Consider the following 19,452-nt stretch of genomic DNA (forward strand, 5'->3'; position numbering starts at 1 on the left):
CATACCGACACGGTATGTGCGCCTGACTACCCGCCGTTCGTCTGGTTCGCCCGGAGGATCTCCACCGCTCGTTCCCGCATCTCGACCTTGCGGACCTTGCCGGTCACCGTCATCGGGAACTCCTCGACCACGTGCACGTAGCGAGGAATCTTGTAGTGGGCCAGTTTTCCGGCGCAGAACTCGCGAACCGCCTCCACCGTGACCGGCGCGGCGCCCGGGCGCAGCCGGATCCAGGCCATCAGCTCCTCGCCGTAGCGCTCGTCGGGCACGCCGATCACCTGCGCGTCCAGGACGTCCGGGTGGGTGTAGAGGAATTCCTCCACCTCACGCGGATACACGTTCTCGCCGCCGCGGATGACCATGTCCTTGATCCGCCCGGTGATCGCGACGTAGCCGTCGTCGTCCATCACGGCCAGGTCCCCGGTGTGCATCCAGCGGGCCGCGTCGATCACCTCGGCGGATTTGTCCGGCTGGCCCCAGTAGCCGAGCATCACCGAGTAGCCGCGGGTGCACAGCTCGCCCTGCTCGCCGCGGGCGGCGGTGAGGCCGGTGACCGGGTCGACGATCTTGACCTCCAGGTGCGGGTGCACCCGGCCGACCGTGGCCACCCGGCGGTCCAGCGAGTCGTCGGCGCGGGTCTGCGTGGACACCGGGGAGGTCTCCGTCATGCCGTAGCAGATGGTCACCTCGGTCATGCCCATCCGGTCGATGACCTGCTTCATCACCTCGACCGGGCACGGCGAGCCGGCCATGATGCCGGTGCGCAGGCTGGACAGGTCGTAGTCGTCGAAGCCGGGCAGGGTCAGCTCGGCGATGAACATCGTCGGCACGCCGTAGAGCGAGGTGCAGCGCTCGGCCTGCACGGTGTCCAATGTGGACACCGGATCGAACGCCGGGGCCGGGATCACCATGCAGGCGCCGTGCGATGTCGCGGCGAGATTGCCCATCACCATGCCGAAGCAGTGGTAGAAGGGCACCGGGATGCAGATCCGGTCCTGCTCGGTGTAGCCGCAGAGCTCGCCGACGAAGTAGCCGTTGTTGAGGATGTTGTGGTGCGACAGCGTCGCGCCCTTGGGGAATCCCGTGGTGCCCGAGGTGTACTGGATGTTGATCGGGTCGTCCGGGGAGAGCCTGATCTCCTTGAGGCAGGCCCGATCCCCGGTCCGGCCGTTCTCGACCAGCTCCGTCCACTCGGGACGGCCGATCAGCAGCACCGTGCCCAGGGCCGGGCAGTTCGGCCGCACCTCGTTGATCATCGCCTCGTAGTCCGAGGTCTTGAACGTCGGCGTGGCGATCAGCGTGCCGACTTCGGCCTGGTTGAGCACGAACTCCAGCTCGTGCACCCGATAGGCCGGGTTGATGTTGACCAGGATCGCGCCCAGCTTGGCCGTGGCGTACTGCGTGAGCACCCACTCCGCGCCGTTCGGGGCCCAGATCCCGACCCGGTCCCCCTTCGTCACCCCCAGCGCCCGCAACCCGAGCGCCACCGCGTCCACGTCCGCCGCCAGCTCCGCGTACGTCCACCGACGGCCGGACGCCCGGTCCACCAACGCGTCCCGATCACCGACCCGGGCGACCGTGCGGTCCAGGTTGTCGCCGATGGTGTCCCCGAGCAGGGACACGTCCGAGGTTCCTGAGGCGTATGCGGGCAGCGCGACCATGTGGCCCATCCTCGCCTGTGACGCGGACCACGGCCACCCCCGAGCGGGGGTGGCCTCAGAGCTCGACGACCAGGCAGGGGCCGCCGTCGAAGAGGCCGCCGTCCACGGCGAGGACCTTGTCGTCGGCGTAGGAGAGGGGGCCCTCGACCTGGTCGGGTTCGATGCCGAGCTGGTCGGCGATGATGCTGTGGCCGTGGACGATGCGCTTGCCGCCGAACTTGCCCATGATCTCGTCGGCGGTCTGGGCGCCGGTGGCGCCGCGGAAGGCGAAGCGGGTGGTCATCTTGTGCCAGCAGTCCCACCAGGAGGTGAGCTCACGGCCCTGCATGATGGCCTTGACGGCCGAGTTGACCTCGTCGACGGTGTCGCCCCACGACAGGTAGGCGGTGGTGTCGGAGTGCAGCAGCAGGTGCTCGTCGACGACGACGGCGACGGGGCGGTCGGTGAGCCAGCGGACGTGGCGGTCGGTGAGGCGGGTCTGGTCGGACAGCTGACCGCCGTTGAGGTGCCAGCTGCGGGCGAAGCTGCGGAAGCCGTAGTCCGAGGGCACGGGGGTGTCGCCGAACAGGTGCATGCCCAGCAGCAGCACCTCGTGGTTGCCGAGTAGGGAGCCGACGAAGCCGCCGGCCCGGTCGGCCTGGTCGGACAGGCGCATGACGAGCTCGATGACGCCGATGCCGTCGGGGCCGCGGTCGACGAAGTCGCCGAGGAACCAGAGGCGGTGCCGGCCCCCGGACCACTGGCCCTCGGGGGTGGTCAGCCCGGCGGTGTGCAGTGCGGTGATCAGCTCCGCGAGGTGGCCATGGACGTCACCGACCACGAACACCGACTCGTCTCGTTCGTCGTCGCCCACGGTGGCCACGATAGGCGGTCGATGCCCCCGGCCGCCGGGCGGACCGGTCACCGGAGCGTATCGAAATGATCTCTGTGAGCTGGGGATTCGTGGTTCTGAGCGGTCCGCAGGCGGGCGGTCACCCAGCGTGCTTGAAGGGGTCGGCGGCGTTGCCGACGAGCTGGGCGATGGAGTCGATCACCAGGGTCGGCCGGTACGGGAAGCGTTCGGCGGTGTCGGCCCCGGAGATGCCGGACAGCACCAGGATGGTCTGAAGGCCGGCCTCCAGCCCGGACCGCACGTCGGTGTCCATCCGGTCGCCGATCATGAGGGTGCTCTCGGAGTGCGCCCCGATGGCCCGCAGCGCGGACCGCATCATCAGCGGATTGGGCTTGCCCACGTAGTACGGCTCCCGGCCGGTGGCCCGGGCGATGAGCGCGGCCACGGAGCCGGTGGCCGGCAGCAGCCCCTCCCGCGACGGACCGGACTCGTCGGGGTTGGTGGCGATGAAGCGCGCCCCGCCGTCGACCAGCCGGATGGCCTTGGTGATGGCCTCGAAGCTGTACGTCCGGGTCTCGCCCAGCACCACGTAGTCGGGGTCGCTGTCGGTCAGCACGTACCCGATCGAGTGCAGGGCGGTGGTCAGACCGGCCTCGCCGATGACGTAGGCCGAGCCGCCGGGCCGCTGGGTGTCGAGGAACTTGGCGGTGGCCAGCGCCGAGGTCCAGATGGCCGACTCGGGCACGTCCAGGCCGGTGCGCAGCAGCCGGGCCCGCAGGTCGCGCGGGGTGTAGATGGAGTTGTTGGTCAACAGCATGAACGGGATGCCCTGGTCCCGCAGCTCGCTGAGGAACTCGTCGGCGCCGGGGATGATGTGCTCCTCGTGCACGAGCACACCGTCCATGTCCATCAGATAGTTCCAGACCATGGCCTCATGATCCCCCGGCGACCGGGTGCAGGGCCACCTCGGCCGCCTTCACGGCCAGCCAGATCCGGGCGCCGGGCTCGATCCCCAGGTCGGCGACGGCGGCGGCGGTCAGGTCGGCGGCCAGGCCGTCCACCCAGGACGGACCGTCGACGGCGCGGGCGGCGCGCAGCCGGATCAGGTCGCCGTGCGGCTCCAGGCCGCCGACGACGGCGCCGAACACGTTGCGGGGGCTGCCGCCGGGCGGATCGACGTGCACGGCGACGGCGGCCGGCGCGAAGACGGCGACGGCGGGCGAGCCGTCGGGGATGGGCTCGGGGACGTGCCCGCTGAGCACGAGGTCCTCGGCGACGAGCCCGGACGGCCCGTACACGCCGGGCACGAGGTCGAGGCCGGCGATGCGGGCGGTGAAGGCGGTGCGGGGCCGGCCGAGCACGGCCCGGGTCTCGCCCTGTTCGACGATCCGGCCGTCGGCGAGCACGATGACCCGGTCGGCCAGCACCAGTGCGTCCAGCGGGTCATGGGTGACGAGCAGGGCCATGCGGGACGAGCCGCGCAGCACACGCCGGAGCATGGCCCGCAGCGCGGGGGCGGCGTCGACGTCAAGCGCGGCAAAGGGTTCGTCGAGCAGCAGCAGCTCCGGTTCGGACGCCAGCGCCCGAGCGACGGCGACGCGCTGGGCCTGCCCGCCGGACAGCTGGCTGGGCCGGCGCGAGGCGAACTCGGCAGCGTCCACATCGGACAGTAGACGCCGAACGATGGCATCGGCGGTGGCACGCGACACGCCTTGGGAACGCGGACCGAAGGCGACGTTGGCGGCGACGGTCAGGTGCGGGAACAGCAGCGGATCCTGAGCCAGCAGGCCGATTCCGCGCAGATGGGGTGGCACGTGCACGCCGGCGGCGGCATCGGTGAGCACCCGGCCGCCGAGCTCGATCCGGCCTTCGTCGGGGCGCAGCAGGCCGGCCAGCGCCGACAGCAACGTGGACTTGCCGGCCCCGTTCCGCCCGAGAACCGCGACCACTTCGCCGTCGGCGACGGACAGTTCCATGGACAGCGCAAAGGAATCGCGGCGGACGGCGATGCCGAGGTCGAGGCTCACAGTCGACCCTCGATGGACCGGGGTCGGGCCACGGCGATCACCACGATCGCCAGCACGACCAGCAGCAGCGACACCGCGACGGCAGCGTCCACATCGGACTCGGACTGCACGTAGACCAGCAGCGGCAGGGTTTGCGTGGTGCCCTCGAGGTTTCCGGCGAACGTGATGGTGGCGCCGAACTCCCCCAGGGATCGCGCGAACGCCAGCACGAGCGAGGACCCCAAGGCCGGCAACAACAACGGCACGGTGACCCGCCGGAACACCGTCCACGGCGCGGCGCCGAGGGTGGCGGCCACCGCCTCGTAGCGCTCGCCGGCGGTGCGCAGGGCGCCCTCAAGGCCGATCACCAGGAACGGCATGGCGACAAAGGTCTGGGCGATGATCACCGCCGCGGTGGTGAAGGGCAGCCGCAGCCCGAACAGGGCCAGCATCTGCCCGCCGAATCCGTTGCGCCCCAACAGGTACAGCAGCGCCAGGCCGCCGACGACCGGCGGCAGCACGAGCGGCAGCAGCACCACAGCCCGCAACAGCCGCAGCCCCGGCAGCCGCCCGCGGGCCAGCACGACCGCGAGCGGACCGCCGAGCAGCAACGACAACAGCGTGGCGGTCGCGCCCGTCCGCACCGAGAGCCACAGGGCCTCCAGCGCGGCCGGGCTGATCACCTGGGCCGGCAGCCGGCCCAGGTCGCTGCGGGCCACCAGACCGATGACCGGCAGCACGACCAGGGCCAGCGCGATGGCCGCCGGGATCCAGAGCAGGACCGGGACGGACCGTCTCACGGCAGCTGGAAACCGACCGCGCCGAGCTCCTTGCGCCCCTGCTCGCCGCGCACGAAGTCGACGAACTGCTTGGCGATGGCCGACTGCGGCGCGTTCTTCAGCACGGTGATCGGGTAGTCGTTGATCGCCTTGTCGGCCTCGGGGAAGGCAATGCCCTTCACTTTGCTGCCGGCCGAGTTGACGTCGGTGAGGTAGACCAGGCCGGCGTCGGCGTCGCCGGACTCCACTTTGGACAGCACGCCGGTGACCGCGGTCTCCTTGCTGGCCGGGGTGATCGTGACGCCGGTGGCCTGCTCGACTTTCAGGGCCGCCGCCCCGCAGGGCACGGCGTCGGCGCACACCACGACAACCGTGCCGGGCTTGGCCAGGTCGGCGAAGGTGGCGATGTTCTTGGGGTTGCTCGGCGGCACCGCGATCTCCAGCTTGTTGCGCGCGAACAGCTGGGGCGGCCCGTCGTTGAGGCCGGCCTTGGTGACCTTGTCCATGTTGGCCTGGTCGGCCGAGGCGAACACGTCGGCCTGGGCGCCGTTGGTGATCTGCTGCACCAGGGTCGAGGAGCCGTCGTAGGTGAGCTTGACGGTGACGCCGGGGTGGGCCGCCTCGAAGTCGGCCTTGATCTTGTTGAACGAGGTGGTCAGCGAGGCGGCGGCGAGCACGGTCAGGGTGCCCGACTCCTGCGGCGCGCCGCTGGTGGTCGACGTCCCCTGACCCGATTGTCCCTGGGACGACGTCGACCCACCGCCGCAGGCGGTCAGCAGCAGCGCGGCCGACCCGATGGCGACGACGAGTTTCCTCACGACATGCCTCCCGGCGTTTCGATGATCACCTGGGTGGACTTGACCACGGCCACCGCCAGCACCCCGGGGGTCAGGCCGAGTTCCCGGACCGCCTCAGTGCTCATCAGCGACACCACCCGGTGCGGCCCGCTCTGGATCTCGACCTGGGCCATCACCTTGTCCTGGACGATCTCGGTGACCAGGCCGACGAACCGGTTGCGGGCCGACCGGCCCACGCCGGACGGGTCGGGCACGGCATTGGCCTGGGCGCGGGCGAAGGCGGCGAGCTCGGCGCCGTCGACGACCTTGCGGCCGGCGCTGTCGACGCCGGCGGTGAGCTGGCCGCCGTCCAGCCAGCGGCGCACCGTGTCATCGCTCACGCCGAGCAGCACGGCGGCCTCGGACACCCGGTAGGTGGGCGCGTCGGATCGGGTCACGCGCCGAGGCTAGCTCCGCCGATGCGGCACGAGAAGGGAGATAGCTCCGCAGATAAGGATTTGTTAACCGATCGGCTCAATCGGTGACGGCGAACTTGGCGATCTCCTTGCGCATCTGCGCCAGGACCTCGCTGCCGTACTCGAAGAGCAGTTCACGCTGCTCGGGCGTGTAGTGCGAGAGCACCCGGGCCATCATCTCGGACACGCCCTTGAACAGCAGGGCGAACCGCTGCGGATCGCTGAGGGTGACCTCGACGAGCACCTTTCGCCGATCGTGCGGGTCGCGGACGCGGCGCACGTAGCCGGCCCGTTCGAGCCGGTCGATCACGCCGGTGACGGCGCCGGTGGACAGCCCCGAGAGCTCGGCGATGCGGCCGGCGGTCATCGGCTGGCCGCCGCGGGCGGCGAGGTCCAGGCACTTGTGGTCGGTGGTCGACAGGCCGAGCTGCTCGGCGACCCGAGCGTGGAACATCACGGTCACCAGGCTGCTGTCCCGCCCCAGCCACGAAAAGCGCGCCAGCTCCTCGTCGCTGACCGGATAGACCGCCTTGGCCCCGGCCGTCTCGGGCATGGCCACCACCTCAACCTCCCTCGGTTAATAAGATACTGCTTGCTAAGACACTTGGTCCTAAAGACATCATAGCCGGCAACCGCCGTTCCGCAGCGGTCAAGACTAGGGCGTCCAGCGACTAGGCTGATCGTGATGGCACCCGTCGAGCTAGGCCTTCCGGGCGTGCGGAGCACCCCGGACACCTCGACGCGTCCCGATCTGCCGGGCTTGATCGACAAATTCGGCCGCGTCGCCACTGACCTGCGGGTATCTCTCACCGACCGGTGCAATCTGCGGTGCACGTACTGCATGCCGGCCGAGGGCCTGGAATGGCTGCCGGCCCCCGATCTGCTCAGCGGGGCCGAACTGATCCGGCTGATCCGCGTCGCGGTCGACCTGCTGGGCGTGCGCGAGCTCCGCTTCACCGGCGGGGAACCGCTGCTGCGTAAGGATTTGCCGCAGATCCTCGCGGCCGCGGCGGAACTGCGCCCCCGGCCCCGCATGTCGTTGACGACCAACGCGGTCTCCTTGGCCCGCAAGGCCCGTTCGCTGGCCCTGGCCGGGCTGGACCGTATCAATGTGTCCCTCGACACACTTCGACCCGACCGCTTCGCGGCGATCACCCGCCGGGACCGCATGGACGACGTGCTGGCCGGCCTGGCCGCGGCCCAGGAGGCCGGGCTGACGCCGGTGAAGGTGAACACCGTGCTGATGCGCGGCGTGAACGAGGACGAGGCCCCGGACCTGCTCCAGTTCTGCCTGGACCACGGCTACCAGCTGCGGTTCATCGAGCAGATGCCGCTGGACGCCCAGCACGAGTGGGACCGGGACAAGATGATCACCGCCGAGGAGATCCTGAACCGGCTGGGCGAGCGGTTCACGCTGACCCCGGAGCCGGCCCGGCGGGGAGCCGCGCCGGCCGAGCGGTGGCTGGTCGACGGCGGCCCGGCGACGGTCGGCGTGATCGCCTCGGTGACCCGGCCGTTCTGCGCCGCCTGCGACCGGACCCGGCTGACCGCCGACGGGGCGCTGCGCACGTGTCTGTTCGCCACCACCGAGACCGACCTGCGCGGTCCGCTGCGCGCCGGCGCCTCCGACGAGGAGCTGGCCCGGCTGTGGCGGGCCGCGATGTGGGGCAAGGCCAAGGGGCACGGCATCAACGACGACGGTTTCGCCCAGCCGGACCGTCCGATGAGCGCGATCGGAGGCTGACCGCGTGGTGTTGACCATCCGCTACTTCGCCGGGGCCAAGGCCGCCGCCGGGATCGGCGACGAGCAGCTGACCGTGACCCCGGAGTCCACGGTGGACGATGTGCTGCGGCTGGTGCGGGACCGGCACGGCGAGGGCCTGGCCCGGGTGCTCACCGCCTCCAGCCTGCTGCTGGACGGAATCGCCGTGCGGGACACCGGAATCCGGGTCGCCGGCGGCGTGGAGCTGGACGTGCTCCCCCCCTTCGCCGGCGGCTGAGCACCGCTCAGGTGTGGAAGGGGGCTTTCCTCCACTTGGAGTGTAGGAAAGCCCCCTTCCTAGCGTCGAACCTGGGGGTTAGGCGGTGATGGCGGCGCGGATGCGGTCGGCCCAGGCGCGGCCGTCGATGGTGCGCAGGGCCTCGCGGTTGAGCCGGTCGGCGGCCTCGGTGTCGCCGTGGAACTTGCGGACCTGGGCCATCACGTGCAGGCACCACGCCGAGCCGCTGGGGTTGCCGGCCTCCTGGAAGATCGCCTGTGCCTCCACGGCGAACGCGTAGGCGTCGGCCATGTTCTGCTCGCCGCCGAGCCCGGTGAGCAGCACGGCCAGCAGCATCAGGGCCCGGCCTCGGTACAGCGGCAGCGGGGCGGCCAGTTCCAGGGCCCGGCGGCCGGTGGCCAGCGCCTCCTCGGTGCGGCCAACGGAGTTCATGGCCATGGCCCCGCCGATCAGCACCCACAGCCGGGTCCGCAGGTGCCGGACCTCGTCGATGGTGGCCAGCGTCTCGTCGAAGCAGGCCATGGCCTCGGCGAACTTGCCGGACATGTGCAGGGTCAGGCCCAGCACGGACCGGCTCATGGCCAGGGCCCGCTGGTTGCCGGTGCGGCGGGCGCTGTCCAGCGCCTCCCGGCCCAGTTCCAGGGCCGGCTCGGGCTGCCCGGTCATCTGGTAGGCGGTGGCCAGCCGGTGCAGCACCTCCAGGCTGGCGTTGACCTCCCCCAGCGAACGGAACATGCCCAGCGCGGCGGTGAGCTGCTCGATGGCCTCGTAGGGATGGCCGCCCTCCAGCAGGGCGGCCCCGAGATTGGCCACGCTGTGGGCCTCGCAGTGCCGTAGCCCGGCCTCCTGGCACAGCTCGATGGACCGTCGGCAGTGCTCGACGGCCTCCCCGAGCTTGCCCAGCTCCAGCAGCACGAAGCCGATGTTGGCCCGCCCGATCACCTCGATGTCGCGCAGCCCGGACCGCTCGGCCAGCGCCAGCACCTCGGTGAAGTAGCCGGCGGCCTCGTCGAACTGGCCCAGCTCCAGGTGGGAGTTGCCGGCGTTGTTGAGGGAGGCGGCGGCCCCGTCGTCGGCGCCGAGCTCGCGGAAGATGTCGGCGGCGGCCAGGAAGCTCTCGATGGCCTCCTCCTGCCGGTCCATGTTCCACTGCGCGGAGCCGAGGTTGAACAGCATCGCGGCCTCGCCGCGCCGGTCGGCGGCCCGCCGCGCGACGGCGACGGCGGTGGAGGCGGTGGCGAACCAGTCCACGTTGTACTGGTGGGCCAGGAAGTAGCCGCGCAGGGCGTCGGCCAGTCGGACGGCGTGCTCGGACAGGTGGTGCCGGGCGGCGTGGCCGAAGGCGGCGATCAGGTTGAGGCGCTCGGCGTCCAGCCAGGCCACGGCTTCGGCCTCGGTGGCGAACTCCCGTCCGCGCTGCCGGCCGACGACCAGGCGCACCAGGTCCCGGTAGGCGACGTGGGAAGCGCCGATCGCGCCGGCGAGGTAGTGGTCGAACAGCCGCCGGACCACGATGTCCCGTTCGGTGCGGGTGTTCTCCTCGTGCTCACGCTGCGCGGCGTAGAGCCGGATCAGGTCGTGGAACTGGAATCGGCCCGGCACCACCTGCTGCACGAGATGCACGGCGGCGAGCTGGTCGAGCAGGTCGGCGGCGTCGGCGGGGTCGCTGGACATCAGCGCGGCGGCGGCCTGCGGCGTGAAGTCGGGGCCCGGCACCAGGCCCAGCAGCCGGAACAGCTCGCGGGCGCGCGGTTGCAGCGTCGTATAGGAAAGGTCGAAGGCGGCGCGGACGGCGGTGCCCTCGTCGCCGGCGATGCTCAGCGCCGACAGCCGGTTTCCGTTGCGCAGCTCGGCCACGTAGTCGGCCAGGCCCGACGGCGGCGACTTGGCCAGGTTGGCGGCGGCGATCCGCAGCGCCAGCGGCAGGTACGCGCACAGCCGGGCCAGCTCCGTGGAGGCCGGCATGTCCTTGAGCTCCGGCCCGAGCACGGCGCTGAGCAGCTGCCGGGACTCGGTCGGCGTGAGCGGCTCCAGCAGCACGGTGTCGACGTCGAGCAGGCGACTGCGCAGGTCGTTGCGGCTGGTCACGAGCACCGCGCAGCCGGCGACCGGCGGCAGCAGCGGCCGGATCTGGTCGGCGGCGGCCGCGTTGTCCAGCACGATCAGGATCCGCTTGCCCTGCAACAGGGAGCGGAAGGCCGCGGCCTGGTGATCCACGTCGATCGGGATCTGCTCCGGCGGCACGCCCATCGCCCGCAGGAACCGGGACAGCACCTGGGCGGTGCTCAGCGCCGGGCCGAGGGCGTAGCCGCGCAGGTTGGCGTAGAGCTGACCGTCGGGGAAGCGCGGGCGCAGCCGGTGGGCCAGGTGCACGACGAAGGCGGTCTTGCCGACGCCGGGCGGCCCCATCACCGCGATCGGCCCCTCCGGCGGGCTGGGCTCGAACCGGGACACCAGCTGGTCGATCAGCTCGGCCCGGCCGACGAAGTCGGCGATGTCGGCCGGCAGCTGCGAGGGCACGACCACCGGCCGCGCCGCCTCGGAGACGATCGGGGCCAGCAGCTCGGGGTCGTTGCGCAGCATGGCCTGGTGCAGCCGGCGCAGCGGCTCGCCGGGATCGATGCCCAGCTCGTCGGCCAGGTAGCCGGCCACGCCCTGGTAGGCCGCCAGCGCGTCGGCCTGCCGGCCGCTGCGGTGCAGCGCCAGCATCAGCTGGCCCCAGAACGGCTCCCGCGCCGGGTGCTTGGCGGTCAGCGACTGGAGCTCGGCGATCAGCGCCTGGTGCCGGCCGCGCTGAAGTTCGATGTCGATACGCCGCTCCAGCACCTGGAGGTGCTGCTCCACCAGCTGCGGAACCACGTTGCGCTGCAACGAGTCCGAGGGCACGTCGGCCAGCGGGGCGCCCCGCCACAGTTGCAGGGCCTCGTCCAGCGCGGCCGCGGCGGCGGTCAGGTCGCCGGCGTCGCCGGCCCGGGTGCCCTCGTCGGACAGCTCGCGGAACCGTTCCAGGTCGACGGACCCCGGTGGCACGTCGATGTAGTAACCCTCGGGCGCGGTGCGGACCAGCGTCGGATCGCCGAGGGTCTGGCGCAGCCGCAGCACGTAGGTCTGAAGCGTGCCCCGGGCCCGGGCCGGCGGGTTGCCCGCCCACAGCCGCTCCACGAGCGCGTCCACCGGAACCACCCGATTGGCCCGCAGCAGCAGGCTGGCCAACAGCGTGCGGTGCTTGGCCGCGCGGATCGGCACCGGCCGGCCGGCCTTGGACACCTCGAGCGGGCCGAGAATACGGAAGCGCAGGTCAGGGGACACGCCACCCTCCTCTCGGCCGTGCATTCGTGGCCTTCCAGCCTAGGAGTGTCCCGCGGCGTCCACTAGCGAAAAACGAACTTCGACAGCGATCATCCAGTCTAGATCGACGATGCCGGAAGTCCCATGCCGGACAGCAGCGCGGCGGCCTCGGCACCGTGCCGAGTGGACACTTCCAGCTGGCCGGCGGCCCGGTAGGCCTGGGCCAGCAGGCTCAGCGCGCGGGCCTCCCACAGCCGCTGGCCGGTCTTGCGCAGCAGCGCCACCGCCCGCTCGCCGAAGTCGGCCGCCGCCTCGGGCTGCTGCCGGCGCAGATGGACGTGCGCCTGCGCGAGCAGCGCCCGCCCCTGGGACAACCGCAGCTCGTGCCGGCCGGTCAGCGCCACCGCCTCGACCGCGTGGGCCAGCGCCTCGTCCTCGTCCAGCATCGCGTGGGCCAGTCCGATCAACGCCTCGACCTCGCCGAACCGCAGGCCGCGCTGGCGGCTCAGGCCCAGCGCGTGCCGGTAGTGCCCGATGGAGTCCTCGACCCGGTCGCCGACCAGGGCCACGTCGCCGAGCGTGTTCAGGGCGTCGATCCGGGACCGGTACAGGCTCGGCGACGCGGCCAGCTCCAGCGCGGTCGCGGCCATCCGCTCGGCGTCGGCCTGCCGGCCGAAGTCCAGCCGCACCAACGCCATCGCGTTGAACAGCCCCGACTCGCTCTCCTGGTTGCCCAGCCGCCGGCTCAGCGCCACGCCGTGCTCGAAGTACTCCTCGACGGCCTCGAACCGGCCCATGTGCCGGCTGAAGTTGAGCAGGTTGTTCAGGCAGGTCACCTCGCCGTGCTCGATGCGCAGCTCGGCGCAGATGGCCCTGGCCCGGGCCAGGTAGCCGAAGCCCTCCTCGGTCTCGCCAAGGCTGACCTGCACCAGACCCAGGTTGACCAGCACCGGGGCCTGCCGGGTCGGGTCGCCCTCGGCGATCTCCAGCGCGTTGGCGAACCGGGTCGCCGCGCCGTCCAGATCGCCCAACTCCGACAGGGCGATGGCCAGGTTGGTCAGCGCCGAGTACTCGCCGACCCGCAGGCCGGCCCGGCGGAACACCTCCAGCGCCCGGGCGTAGCTGTCGGCGGCCTCGTTGGCCCGGCCGCGGCTCCAGTCCAGGGCGGCCCGGTTGTAGCGCATCGCCGCCTCGGCGACCTCGTCCCCGGCGGCGGCCGCCGCGGCCAGGCCGGCCCGGGTGACCAGCTGCCACTCGGTGGCCAGCCGCTGGGCGTAGAAGAAGCCGCGCAGCGAGTCCACCAGCTGCCAGACGATCTCGCCGGCGGCCTGCTGGATCAGCGGGACGAGATTGGGCAGCTCGGCGGTCATCCACTCCAGCGCCTCGTCCCGGTCGCCGAACCGGTCCGGCCCCGGGCGCGGCGGCAGCGGCACCAGGCTGGGCACCTCGGGTCCGAGCAGCGCCGCCGCCTCCGCGACCGCGTGCAGGTAATAGGTGTGCAGGCGAGCCAGGGCCGGGTCCTCGGGCTCGGCCAGCGCCCGCTCGTGGGCGTAGACACGAAGCAGGTCGTACGCCTGGTAGCGGCCGGGGGTCAGCTGCTGCACGAGATTGGCCGCCGACAACTGGTCGAGCAGCCGGCGGGCCTGCGGCGGCGGGCAGTCGGCGAGCGCGCCCATGGCCTCCGGCGTGAGGTCCTGGCCCGGGGCCAGGCCGACCAGCCGGAACGCCCGCTTGGCCGGTTCGTCCAGCGCCTCATAGGAAAGGTCGAACGCCGCCCGCACGGTCACCGTCTCGTCCCCGTCGGCGGCCAGCGCGGCCAGCCGGCTGCCCTCGCGCAGCCGGGCCAGCTGCTGGGCCAGCCGCGGCTGGTCGTCGCCGATCATGTTGGCGGCGGCGATCCGCAGGGCCAGCGGAAGATAGGTGCACAGCCGGGCCAGTTCCGCGGCGGCGGCCGTCTCCTCCCGGACCACCTCGTCGCCGAGGATCCGGGACAGCAGGGTGTTCGACTCGGCCGGGGTGAGGCCGCCGACGTGCACGCGGCCGGCTCCCTGCTCGGCCACCAGCCCGCGCAGCGCGTCCCGACTGGTGATCAACACCGCGCAGCCGGGGTCCCCGGGCAGCAGCGGGCGGACCTGGCCGGGGCGGGCGGCGTTGTCCAGCACGATGAGCATTCGCTTGCCGGCCAACAGAGATCTCAGCGCCGCCGACTGCTCGTCGAGCTCGGTCGGCACGTCGTCGGCGGCGACGCCCAGCGCCCGCAGGAACCGGGCGAGCACCTGGTCGGGCCCCAGGGTCGGGCCCCGCGCGTGGCCACGGAGGTCGACGAACAGCTGGCCGTCGGGGAAACGGGCGCGCAGCCGGTGCGCGACGTGCACCGCGAGCGCGGTCTTGCCGGTGCCGGGCGGTCCGGTCAGCACCACTACCGGGGTGGCTGCCGGCGCCTGTCTCTGCTCCGGCGGATCGGTCGCCGACAGTGGACTCGTCGGCGCGAGGCGCTCGGCGATCTCGGCCGCGACCGCCACCCGTCCGACAAAGTTGATCACCTCGGGCGGCAGCTGTGCCGGCACGGATGCCTTGGCCCCCAACGGGGTTCGCAGACTGGGATGGTCGGACAGCACGGCCTGGCGCACGCGCAGCAGCTCGGCGCCGGGGTCCACACCGAGCTCCTCGGTGAGGTACTCGTGCACCTCTCCGTATATATGCAGTGCGTCGGCGCGTCGGCCGGAGCGGTAGAGGGCGGTCATGAGTTGGGCCCAGATCTGCTCGCGGGCCGGGTTGGCGTCGGCCAGCTCGCGCAGTTCCGGCAGCAGCTCCTCGTGCCGGCCGAGCGCGAGGCCGGCGGCGATGCGCCGCTCGCGGGCGTCCAGCCGTTCCGCCTCCAGGCGGTTGATCTCGTTGTGCTGCAACGGATTCAGCGCCAGGTCGGCCAGCACCGGGCCGCGCCACAGCGCCACCGCCTCGGTCAGCAGGGACCAGGCGGCCGACGGCTCCTCGGCCGCACGGGCGGCGACGAGCAGTTGGCGGAACCGGGTGGCGTCGAGCGAGTCGTCCGGCACGTCGAGCGCGTAACCGTCCTGGGCGGTGCGCAGGGCGCAGGCCGGGCCCAGCTGCTGACGCAGGCGCATGACATAGGTGCGCAGGGTGTTGCGGGCGCCGGCCGGAGGCCGCTCGCCCCACACCACGTCGACCAGTTCGGCGGCGGAGACGGCCTGGTTCGCCCTGAGCAGAAGGGAGCCGAGCAGCAGGCGCTGCTTGGCCGCCGGCAGCGGCCGGGGCGCGCCGTCGACCCGGATCTCGAGCGGGCCGAGCACACGGAACTCGATCTCGCCCGCCATCCAGCCCGCCCCTCCCCTCGCCCGTCGGCCCCTCCCGGAGAGCCTAGCGGTCCGTGACTCGCTCCTGAATCGATACAGTCGCCTGGCGCGCAAGGGCTATCCGGGCAACTTTTCGGTTGCGCTATGACCATCGCTTTCGGGCTAAACCACGTGACACAGGCCTCACGCAAGGTGATCGATCTCGACTTGGAAACGGCCAGATAACGACGATCTGACCTGGGAAAACAAGCGGGATCGACCCCGGTTGCGTCGCGTTACTGTGATGACGGTCACATCCTTCAGCATTTGGCGATCCCGCCGCCGTCACCTAGCGTCGCTTCTCGGTCGAACCCGAAACGACCGGCAGTACCCGAGGGACCGAAGCGCCAAACCCTGTTCGGCGGTCCCCCGGCCAAGAACCCCGAGCGAAGGACAACTACCGAACAGGGGCGGGGGAACCACCCCTGGGCGCCCGAGAACCGCCCAGCGGGATGTGCACCACCCGGAACCCCATGCCGGAAGTCCGACGGGCCACCCGAAGTGCCCGTCGACGTTCGACGGGCACACCTGTGCCTGTCGTGCCGGCGAGCGTGTGACGCAGGCGCTGTAGGCGAGAGGTCAATGATTTCTTACCGCGGTAAGCACCGTCAGCAGTCCACCGTCGCTCGTACCGTCACCCAGGTCGCCCTGGCCGGTGCGATTGTCGCCGCCCCGATGGCGATCGCAGCTGGTACTGCCAACGCGGCATCCGTGAACTGGGACGCCGTCGCCAAGTGTGAGAGTGGCGGCAACTGGGCCATCAACACGGGCAACGGCTACTACGGCGGTCTTCAGTTCTCCGCCAGCACGTGGCGTGCCTACGGTGGCGGCGCGTACGCCCCCACCGCCAACCTGGCCAGCCGTGAGGCGCAGATCGCCGTGGCCGAGCGCGTGCTCGCCGGTCAGGGTGGCGGCGCGTGGCCGGTGTGCTTCTCCCGCGGCGCTGGCGGCGTGACCGCTGGTGGCACGGGCGCCCCGGCCCCGAAGGCCGCCCCGGCCAAGCCCGCCCCGCGCAAGGCCGCCCCGGCCCCGCAGGCGCAGGCGCCGGTTCAGGCCCCGAAGCTGGACGGCAACGGCGACTACACCGTCGTCGCCGGCGACACCCTGTCCGGCCTGGTGGAGAAGCTGCACCTGAGCGGCAGCTGGCAGGACCTGTACAACAAGAACAAGGACGTCATCGGTTCGGACCCGAACCTGATCATCGTCGGTCAGAAGCTGACCACGAAGTGACGTCTGTCTAGCGCCTGAGCGCCCCATGTTCGCGCAGTGCCCGATTTTCTGGGCAGCGAACATGGGGCGCTAGCGTATTTTCTGGGGGGCCGGGCCCCAGACCCCATGCTGGACTCCGCCCCGGACCCCCGCTCCGTATTGCCGGCTCCGATCAGGGGCAGTTGACCCACTCGTCGGTGCCGTCGGTGAAGACCTGGCGCTTCCACACCGGGAGCTTGGCCTTCACCTCGTCGACAAGTTCGGCGCAGACCAGGAACGCCTCGCGGCGGTGGGCGGCCGAGACGGCACAGGCCAGGGCCACGTCGCCGATGGCCAGGTGGCCGAGGCGGTGGCTGACGGCCAGGGCCCGGACCTCCGGGTGGCGGGCGGCGACCTCGGCGGCCACGTCGGCGATGACGTCCTTGGCGCTGGGGTGGCCCGAGTACTCCAGCTCGGTCACGCCCCGGCCGTGATCGTGGTCACGGACCACGCCCTCGAACGTGACAACTGCGCCGGCGGTCCGGTCGGACACCAGCGCGGCGTGCTCGGCGGCGGAGACCGGCGTCTCGCTGATCTCGGCCCGCACGACCACCGCTGGCGCCGCCTCGGCGGCCGAGCCGTGCTCATGGGAGCCGGCTGGGCGCGGGTGGTCGCCGCCGGCCAGCTGATCCACCGCGTGATCGAGCACACCGTCCAACACGGACAGTCCATCCTTCACGCCGCCGGTCGAGCCGGGCAGGTTCACCACCAACGTCGTGCCGGCCACGCCGGAGACGCCCCGCGACAGCACGGCGGTCGGCACCTTGGGCAGCCCGGCCGACCGAATCGCGTCGGCGATGCCGGGAATCTCGTAGTCCAGCACCGAGCGGGTGGCCTCGGGCGTGCGGTCGGTGGGCGTCACCCCGGTGCCGCCGGTGGTCAGCACCACCGAGACCCCCTCGGCGACGGCGGCCCGCAGTGCGGCGGCGACGGGATCGCCGTCGGGCACCACCACGGGCTCGGCCACCTCGTAGCCCCGGTCCCGCAGCCAGGCGGTGATCACCGGCCCGGTCCGGTCGGCGTACACCCCGGCCGCGGCCCGGTTGGACGCCACGACAACCCGTGCCCGCCTGCTCATCGGTCCTCCGGTCGGATCCAGGCGCCGGTCTTGCCGCCGTCCTTGCGCTCCACCCGCACCGCGTCGAGCACGGCCGCCGGATCGACGGCCTTGACCATGTCGTGCAGGGTCAGCCCGGCCACCGCGACGGCGGTCAGGGCCTCCATCTCGACGCCGGTGCGGTCGGTGGTCTTCACGGTGGCGGTGATGCGCACGGCCTCGTCCTCCAGCGCCAGGTCCACCTTCACGCCGGTGAGGGCGATCGGGTGGCACAGCGGCACGAGGTCGGGGGTGCGCTTGGCCCCCATGATGCCGGCGATCCTGGCCGTGGCCAGGGCGTCGCCCTTGGGCAGCCCGTCCCGCCGCAGCAGGCCGACGACCTCGGCCGTGGTCCGCAGCACGCCGGTCGCGACCGCGACCCGCGCACTGGCCTGCTTGGCCGAGACGTCGACCATCCTGGCCGCGCCGGCGGAGTCGACGTGACTCAGCTCGCTCACGGCACGAATACTAGTTAGTTGGCCCGCGAGGCGTTCTTGACCGCCTCGGCCACCGCCGGGGCCACGTTGTTGTCGAAGACGCTGGGCACGATGAACGAGGCGTTGAGCCGCTCCGGCTCCACCACGTCGGCGATGGCGTTGGCCGCGGCCACCAGCATCGCGTCGGTGATGGTGCTGGCGTGCGCGTCCAGCAGGCCGCGGAACACGCCCGGGAAGGCCAACACGTTGTTGATCTGGTTCGGGTAGTCGCTGCGGCCGGTGGCCACGATGGCGGCGTGCTGCTGGGCCTCCACCGGGTCGATCTCCGGGTCGGGGTTGGCCAGCGCGAACACGATGGCGTCGGAGTTCATGGTGGCCACCTGGGCCGCGCCGAACAGGTTGGGCGCGGAGACGCCGATGAACACGTCCGCGCCGACCAGCGCGTCGTGCAGGGTGCCGGCCTTGTGCTCGATGTTGGTGCTGGCGGCGATCTGCTCCAGGTTGGAGTCCAGGTTGTCGCGCTCGGGGTGCACGATGCCGTGGATGTCCACGGCCAGGATGTCGGCCGGCTTCTGGTGCTGAAGCAGCCGGATGATGGCCGAGCCGGCGGCGCCGACGCCGCAGACCACGATCTTGGACTTGGTGATGTCCTTGCCGACCACGCGCAGGGCGTTGCGCAGCGCGCCGACCACGACGATCGCGGTGCCGTGCTGGTCGTCGTGGAAGACCGGGATGTCCAGCTTCTCGCGCAGCCGGGCCTCGATCTCGAAGCAGCGCGGGGCGGCGATGTCCTCCAGGTTGATGCCGCCGTAGACCGGGGCGATCAGCTCGACCGCGCGGATGATCTCCTCGGTGTCCTGGGTGTCCAGGCACACCGGCCAGGCGTCCACGCCGGCGAACTTCTTGAACAGCGCGGCCTTGCCCTCCATCACCGGCAGCGCGGCGGCCGGGCCGATGTTGCCCAGGCCCAGCACGGCCGAGCCGTCGGTGACCACGGCCACGGTGTTGCGCTTGATGGTCAGGCGGCGGGCGTCCTCGGGGTTGGCCGCGATGGCCTGGCAGATGCGGGCGACGCCGGGGGTGTAGGCGCGGGAGAGGTCGTCGCGGTTGCGCAGCGCGACCTTGGAGGTGACCTCGATCTTGCCGCCGAGGTGGACCAGGAATGTGCGGTCGGACACCTTTCGGACGCGAACGCCCGGAAGTGCGTCCAGGCCGTCGGTGATGTCCTTGGCGTGATTGGCCGACATCGCGTTGCACGTGATGTCGAACACGACTCGATCGGCGTGGGACTCCACGACGTCGAAGGCGGTGATCACGCCCCCGACGCGGCCAACGGCGCTGGTCAGGTCGCCGGCCGCGCTCGCCGTGGGCGGCGCCTCGACCCGAATGGTGATCGAATATCCGGGTCCCGGAACCGGCATGGCTGTCCTCCAGATTCGACGCGGCCGACGGCCGATGAAACGAGCCTAAACCGCGTCGAATTCCGGAACGTGCGCGACT

16 protein-coding genes are annotated in these 19,452 nt (G+C 71.7%); 3 read left to right on the forward strand and 13 right to left on the reverse strand.

What is annotated here, in order from left to right; genetic code table 11:
- Positions 1-26: 26 nt before the first annotated feature.
- From ACIG5F_RS22605 to ACIG5F_RS22640, 8 genes are all read right to left on the reverse strand, one after another.
- The gene (locus ACIG5F_RS22605) at positions 27-1,670 is read right to left on the reverse strand and encodes an AMP-binding protein (RefSeq protein WP_396520396.1); all 1,644 of its coding nucleotides are present in this window, start codon (positions 1,668-1,670) and stop codon (positions 27-29) included.
- A gap of 46 nt (positions 1,671-1,716) precedes the next feature.
- Positions 1,717-2,514: a metallophosphoesterase gene (locus tag ACIG5F_RS22610; protein WP_396520398.1), complete on the reverse strand. Its 798-nt coding sequence runs from the start codon at positions 2,512-2,514 to the stop codon at positions 1,717-1,719.
- A gap of 118 nt (positions 2,515-2,632) precedes the next feature.
- Positions 2,633-3,421 (reverse strand): HAD-IIA family hydrolase, encoded by a 789-nt coding sequence (locus ACIG5F_RS22615; RefSeq protein ID WP_396520399.1) that lies wholly within the window; start codon positions 3,419-3,421, stop codon positions 2,633-2,635.
- 4 nt (positions 3,422-3,425) lie between these two features.
- The gene (locus ACIG5F_RS22620; protein WP_396520401.1) at positions 3,426-4,520 is read right to left on the reverse strand and encodes a sulfate/molybdate ABC transporter ATP-binding protein; all 1,095 of its coding nucleotides are present in this window, start codon (positions 4,518-4,520) and stop codon (positions 3,426-3,428) included.
- Positions 4,517-5,299, reverse strand: coding sequence for an ABC transporter permease (locus tag ACIG5F_RS22625; RefSeq protein WP_396520403.1), 783 nt, complete (start codon positions 5,297-5,299; stop codon positions 4,517-4,519). The genes ACIG5F_RS22620 and ACIG5F_RS22625 overlap by 4 nt, the downstream gene beginning before the upstream one ends.
- Entirely contained in the window at positions 5,296-6,096 is an 801-nt protein-coding gene (modA, locus tag ACIG5F_RS22630) for a molybdate ABC transporter substrate-binding protein (protein ID WP_396520405.1), read from the reverse strand. The genes ACIG5F_RS22625 and modA overlap by 4 nt, the downstream gene beginning before the upstream one ends.
- The gene (locus ACIG5F_RS22635; protein ID WP_396520407.1) at positions 6,093-6,512 is read right to left on the reverse strand and encodes a molybdopterin-binding protein; all 420 of its coding nucleotides are present in this window, start codon (positions 6,510-6,512) and stop codon (positions 6,093-6,095) included. The genes modA and ACIG5F_RS22635 overlap by 4 nt, the downstream gene beginning before the upstream one ends.
- Before the next feature lie 76 nt (positions 6,513-6,588).
- Entirely contained in the window at positions 6,589-7,083 is a 495-nt protein-coding gene (locus ACIG5F_RS22640; protein ID WP_396520409.1) for a MarR family winged helix-turn-helix transcriptional regulator, read from the reverse strand.
- A 132-nt stretch (positions 7,084-7,215) separates the two neighbouring features.
- Here ACIG5F_RS22640 and moaA point away from each other — a divergent pair, with 132 nt between their 5' ends.
- A complete protein-coding gene (gene moaA / locus ACIG5F_RS22645; RefSeq protein WP_396520411.1) occupies positions 7,216-8,274 on the forward strand; it encodes a GTP 3',8-cyclase MoaA in 1,059 nt (352 codons plus the stop codon).
- A 4-nt stretch (positions 8,275-8,278) separates the two neighbouring features.
- Positions 8,279-8,530 (forward strand): MoaD/ThiS family protein, encoded by a 252-nt coding sequence (locus tag ACIG5F_RS22650; RefSeq protein ID WP_396520413.1) that lies wholly within the window; start codon positions 8,279-8,281, stop codon positions 8,528-8,530.
- A 78-nt stretch (positions 8,531-8,608) separates the two neighbouring features.
- Here ACIG5F_RS22650 and ACIG5F_RS22655 read toward each other — a convergent pair whose 3' ends face one another.
- Positions 8,609-11,839 (reverse strand): AfsR/SARP family transcriptional regulator, encoded by a 3,231-nt coding sequence (locus ACIG5F_RS22655; RefSeq protein ID WP_396520415.1) that lies wholly within the window; start codon positions 11,837-11,839, stop codon positions 8,609-8,611.
- Between the two features lie 98 nt (positions 11,840-11,937).
- Positions 11,938-15,153, reverse strand: a complete 3,216-nt coding sequence (locus tag ACIG5F_RS22660) for a BTAD domain-containing putative transcriptional regulator (protein WP_396520417.1) — start codon at positions 15,151-15,153, stop codon at positions 11,938-11,940.
- Positions 15,154-15,756: 603 nt separating this feature from the next.
- Here ACIG5F_RS22660 and ACIG5F_RS22665 point away from each other — a divergent pair.
- A complete protein-coding gene (locus ACIG5F_RS22665) occupies positions 15,757-16,401 on the forward strand; it encodes a transglycosylase family protein (RefSeq protein WP_396520670.1) in 645 nt (214 codons plus the stop codon).
- Positions 16,402-16,552: 151 nt separating this feature from the next.
- Here ACIG5F_RS22665 and ACIG5F_RS22670 read toward each other — a convergent pair whose 3' ends face one another.
- The 3 genes from ACIG5F_RS22670 to ACIG5F_RS22680 are packed head-to-tail and all read right to left on the reverse strand — an operon-like array spanning position 16,553 to position 19,373.
- Positions 16,553-17,497 (reverse strand): molybdenum cofactor biosynthesis protein MoaE, encoded by a 945-nt coding sequence (locus tag ACIG5F_RS22670; protein ID WP_396520419.1) that lies wholly within the window; start codon positions 17,495-17,497, stop codon positions 16,553-16,555.
- Positions 17,494-17,973 carry a cyclic pyranopterin monophosphate synthase MoaC gene (gene moaC, locus ACIG5F_RS22675; RefSeq protein ID WP_396520421.1) on the reverse strand — a complete coding sequence of 160 codons (480 nt, stop codon included), beginning with the start codon at positions 17,971-17,973 and terminating at the stop codon, positions 17,494-17,496. Before moaC ends, ACIG5F_RS22670 begins: the two co-directional genes overlap by 4 nt.
- Before the next feature lie 14 nt (positions 17,974-17,987).
- Positions 17,988-19,373 carry an NAD-dependent malic enzyme gene (locus ACIG5F_RS22680; RefSeq protein ID WP_396520423.1) on the reverse strand — a complete coding sequence of 462 codons (1,386 nt, stop codon included), beginning with the start codon at positions 19,371-19,373 and terminating at the stop codon, positions 17,988-17,990.
- Positions 19,374-19,452: the final 79 nt, after the last annotated feature.

It is taken from the genome of Kutzneria sp. NPDC052558, assembly GCF_044547355.1.
Classification (GTDB): domain Bacteria; phylum Actinomycetota; class Actinomycetes; order Mycobacteriales; family Pseudonocardiaceae; genus Kutzneria.

Coding starts and splice junctions, on each gene's coding strand:
- ACIG5F_RS22640 (WP_396520409.1), bottom strand. CDS start 7,083: ATGCCCGAGACGGCCGGGGCCAAGGCGGTCTATCCGGTCAGCGACGAG.
- ACIG5F_RS22670 (WP_396520419.1), bottom strand. CDS start 17,497: ATGAGCAGGCGGGCACGGGTTGTCGTGGCGTCCAACCGGGCCGCGGCC.
- ACIG5F_RS22660 (WP_396520417.1), bottom strand. CDS start 15,153: ATGGCGGGCGAGATCGAGTTCCGTGTGCTCGGCCCGCTCGAGATCCGG.
- ACIG5F_RS22615 (WP_396520399.1), bottom strand. CDS start 3,421: ATGGTCTGGAACTATCTGATGGACATGGACGGTGTGCTCGTGCACGAG.
- ACIG5F_RS22605 (WP_396520396.1), bottom strand. CDS start 1,670: ATGGGCCACATGGTCGCGCTGCCCGCATACGCCTCAGGAACCTCGGAC.
- moaA (WP_396520411.1), top strand. CDS start 7,216: ATGGCACCCGTCGAGCTAGGCCTTCCGGGCGTGCGGAGCACCCCGGAC.
- ACIG5F_RS22680 (WP_396520423.1), bottom strand. CDS start 19,373: ATGCCGGTTCCGGGACCCGGATATTCGATCACCATTCGGGTCGAGGCG.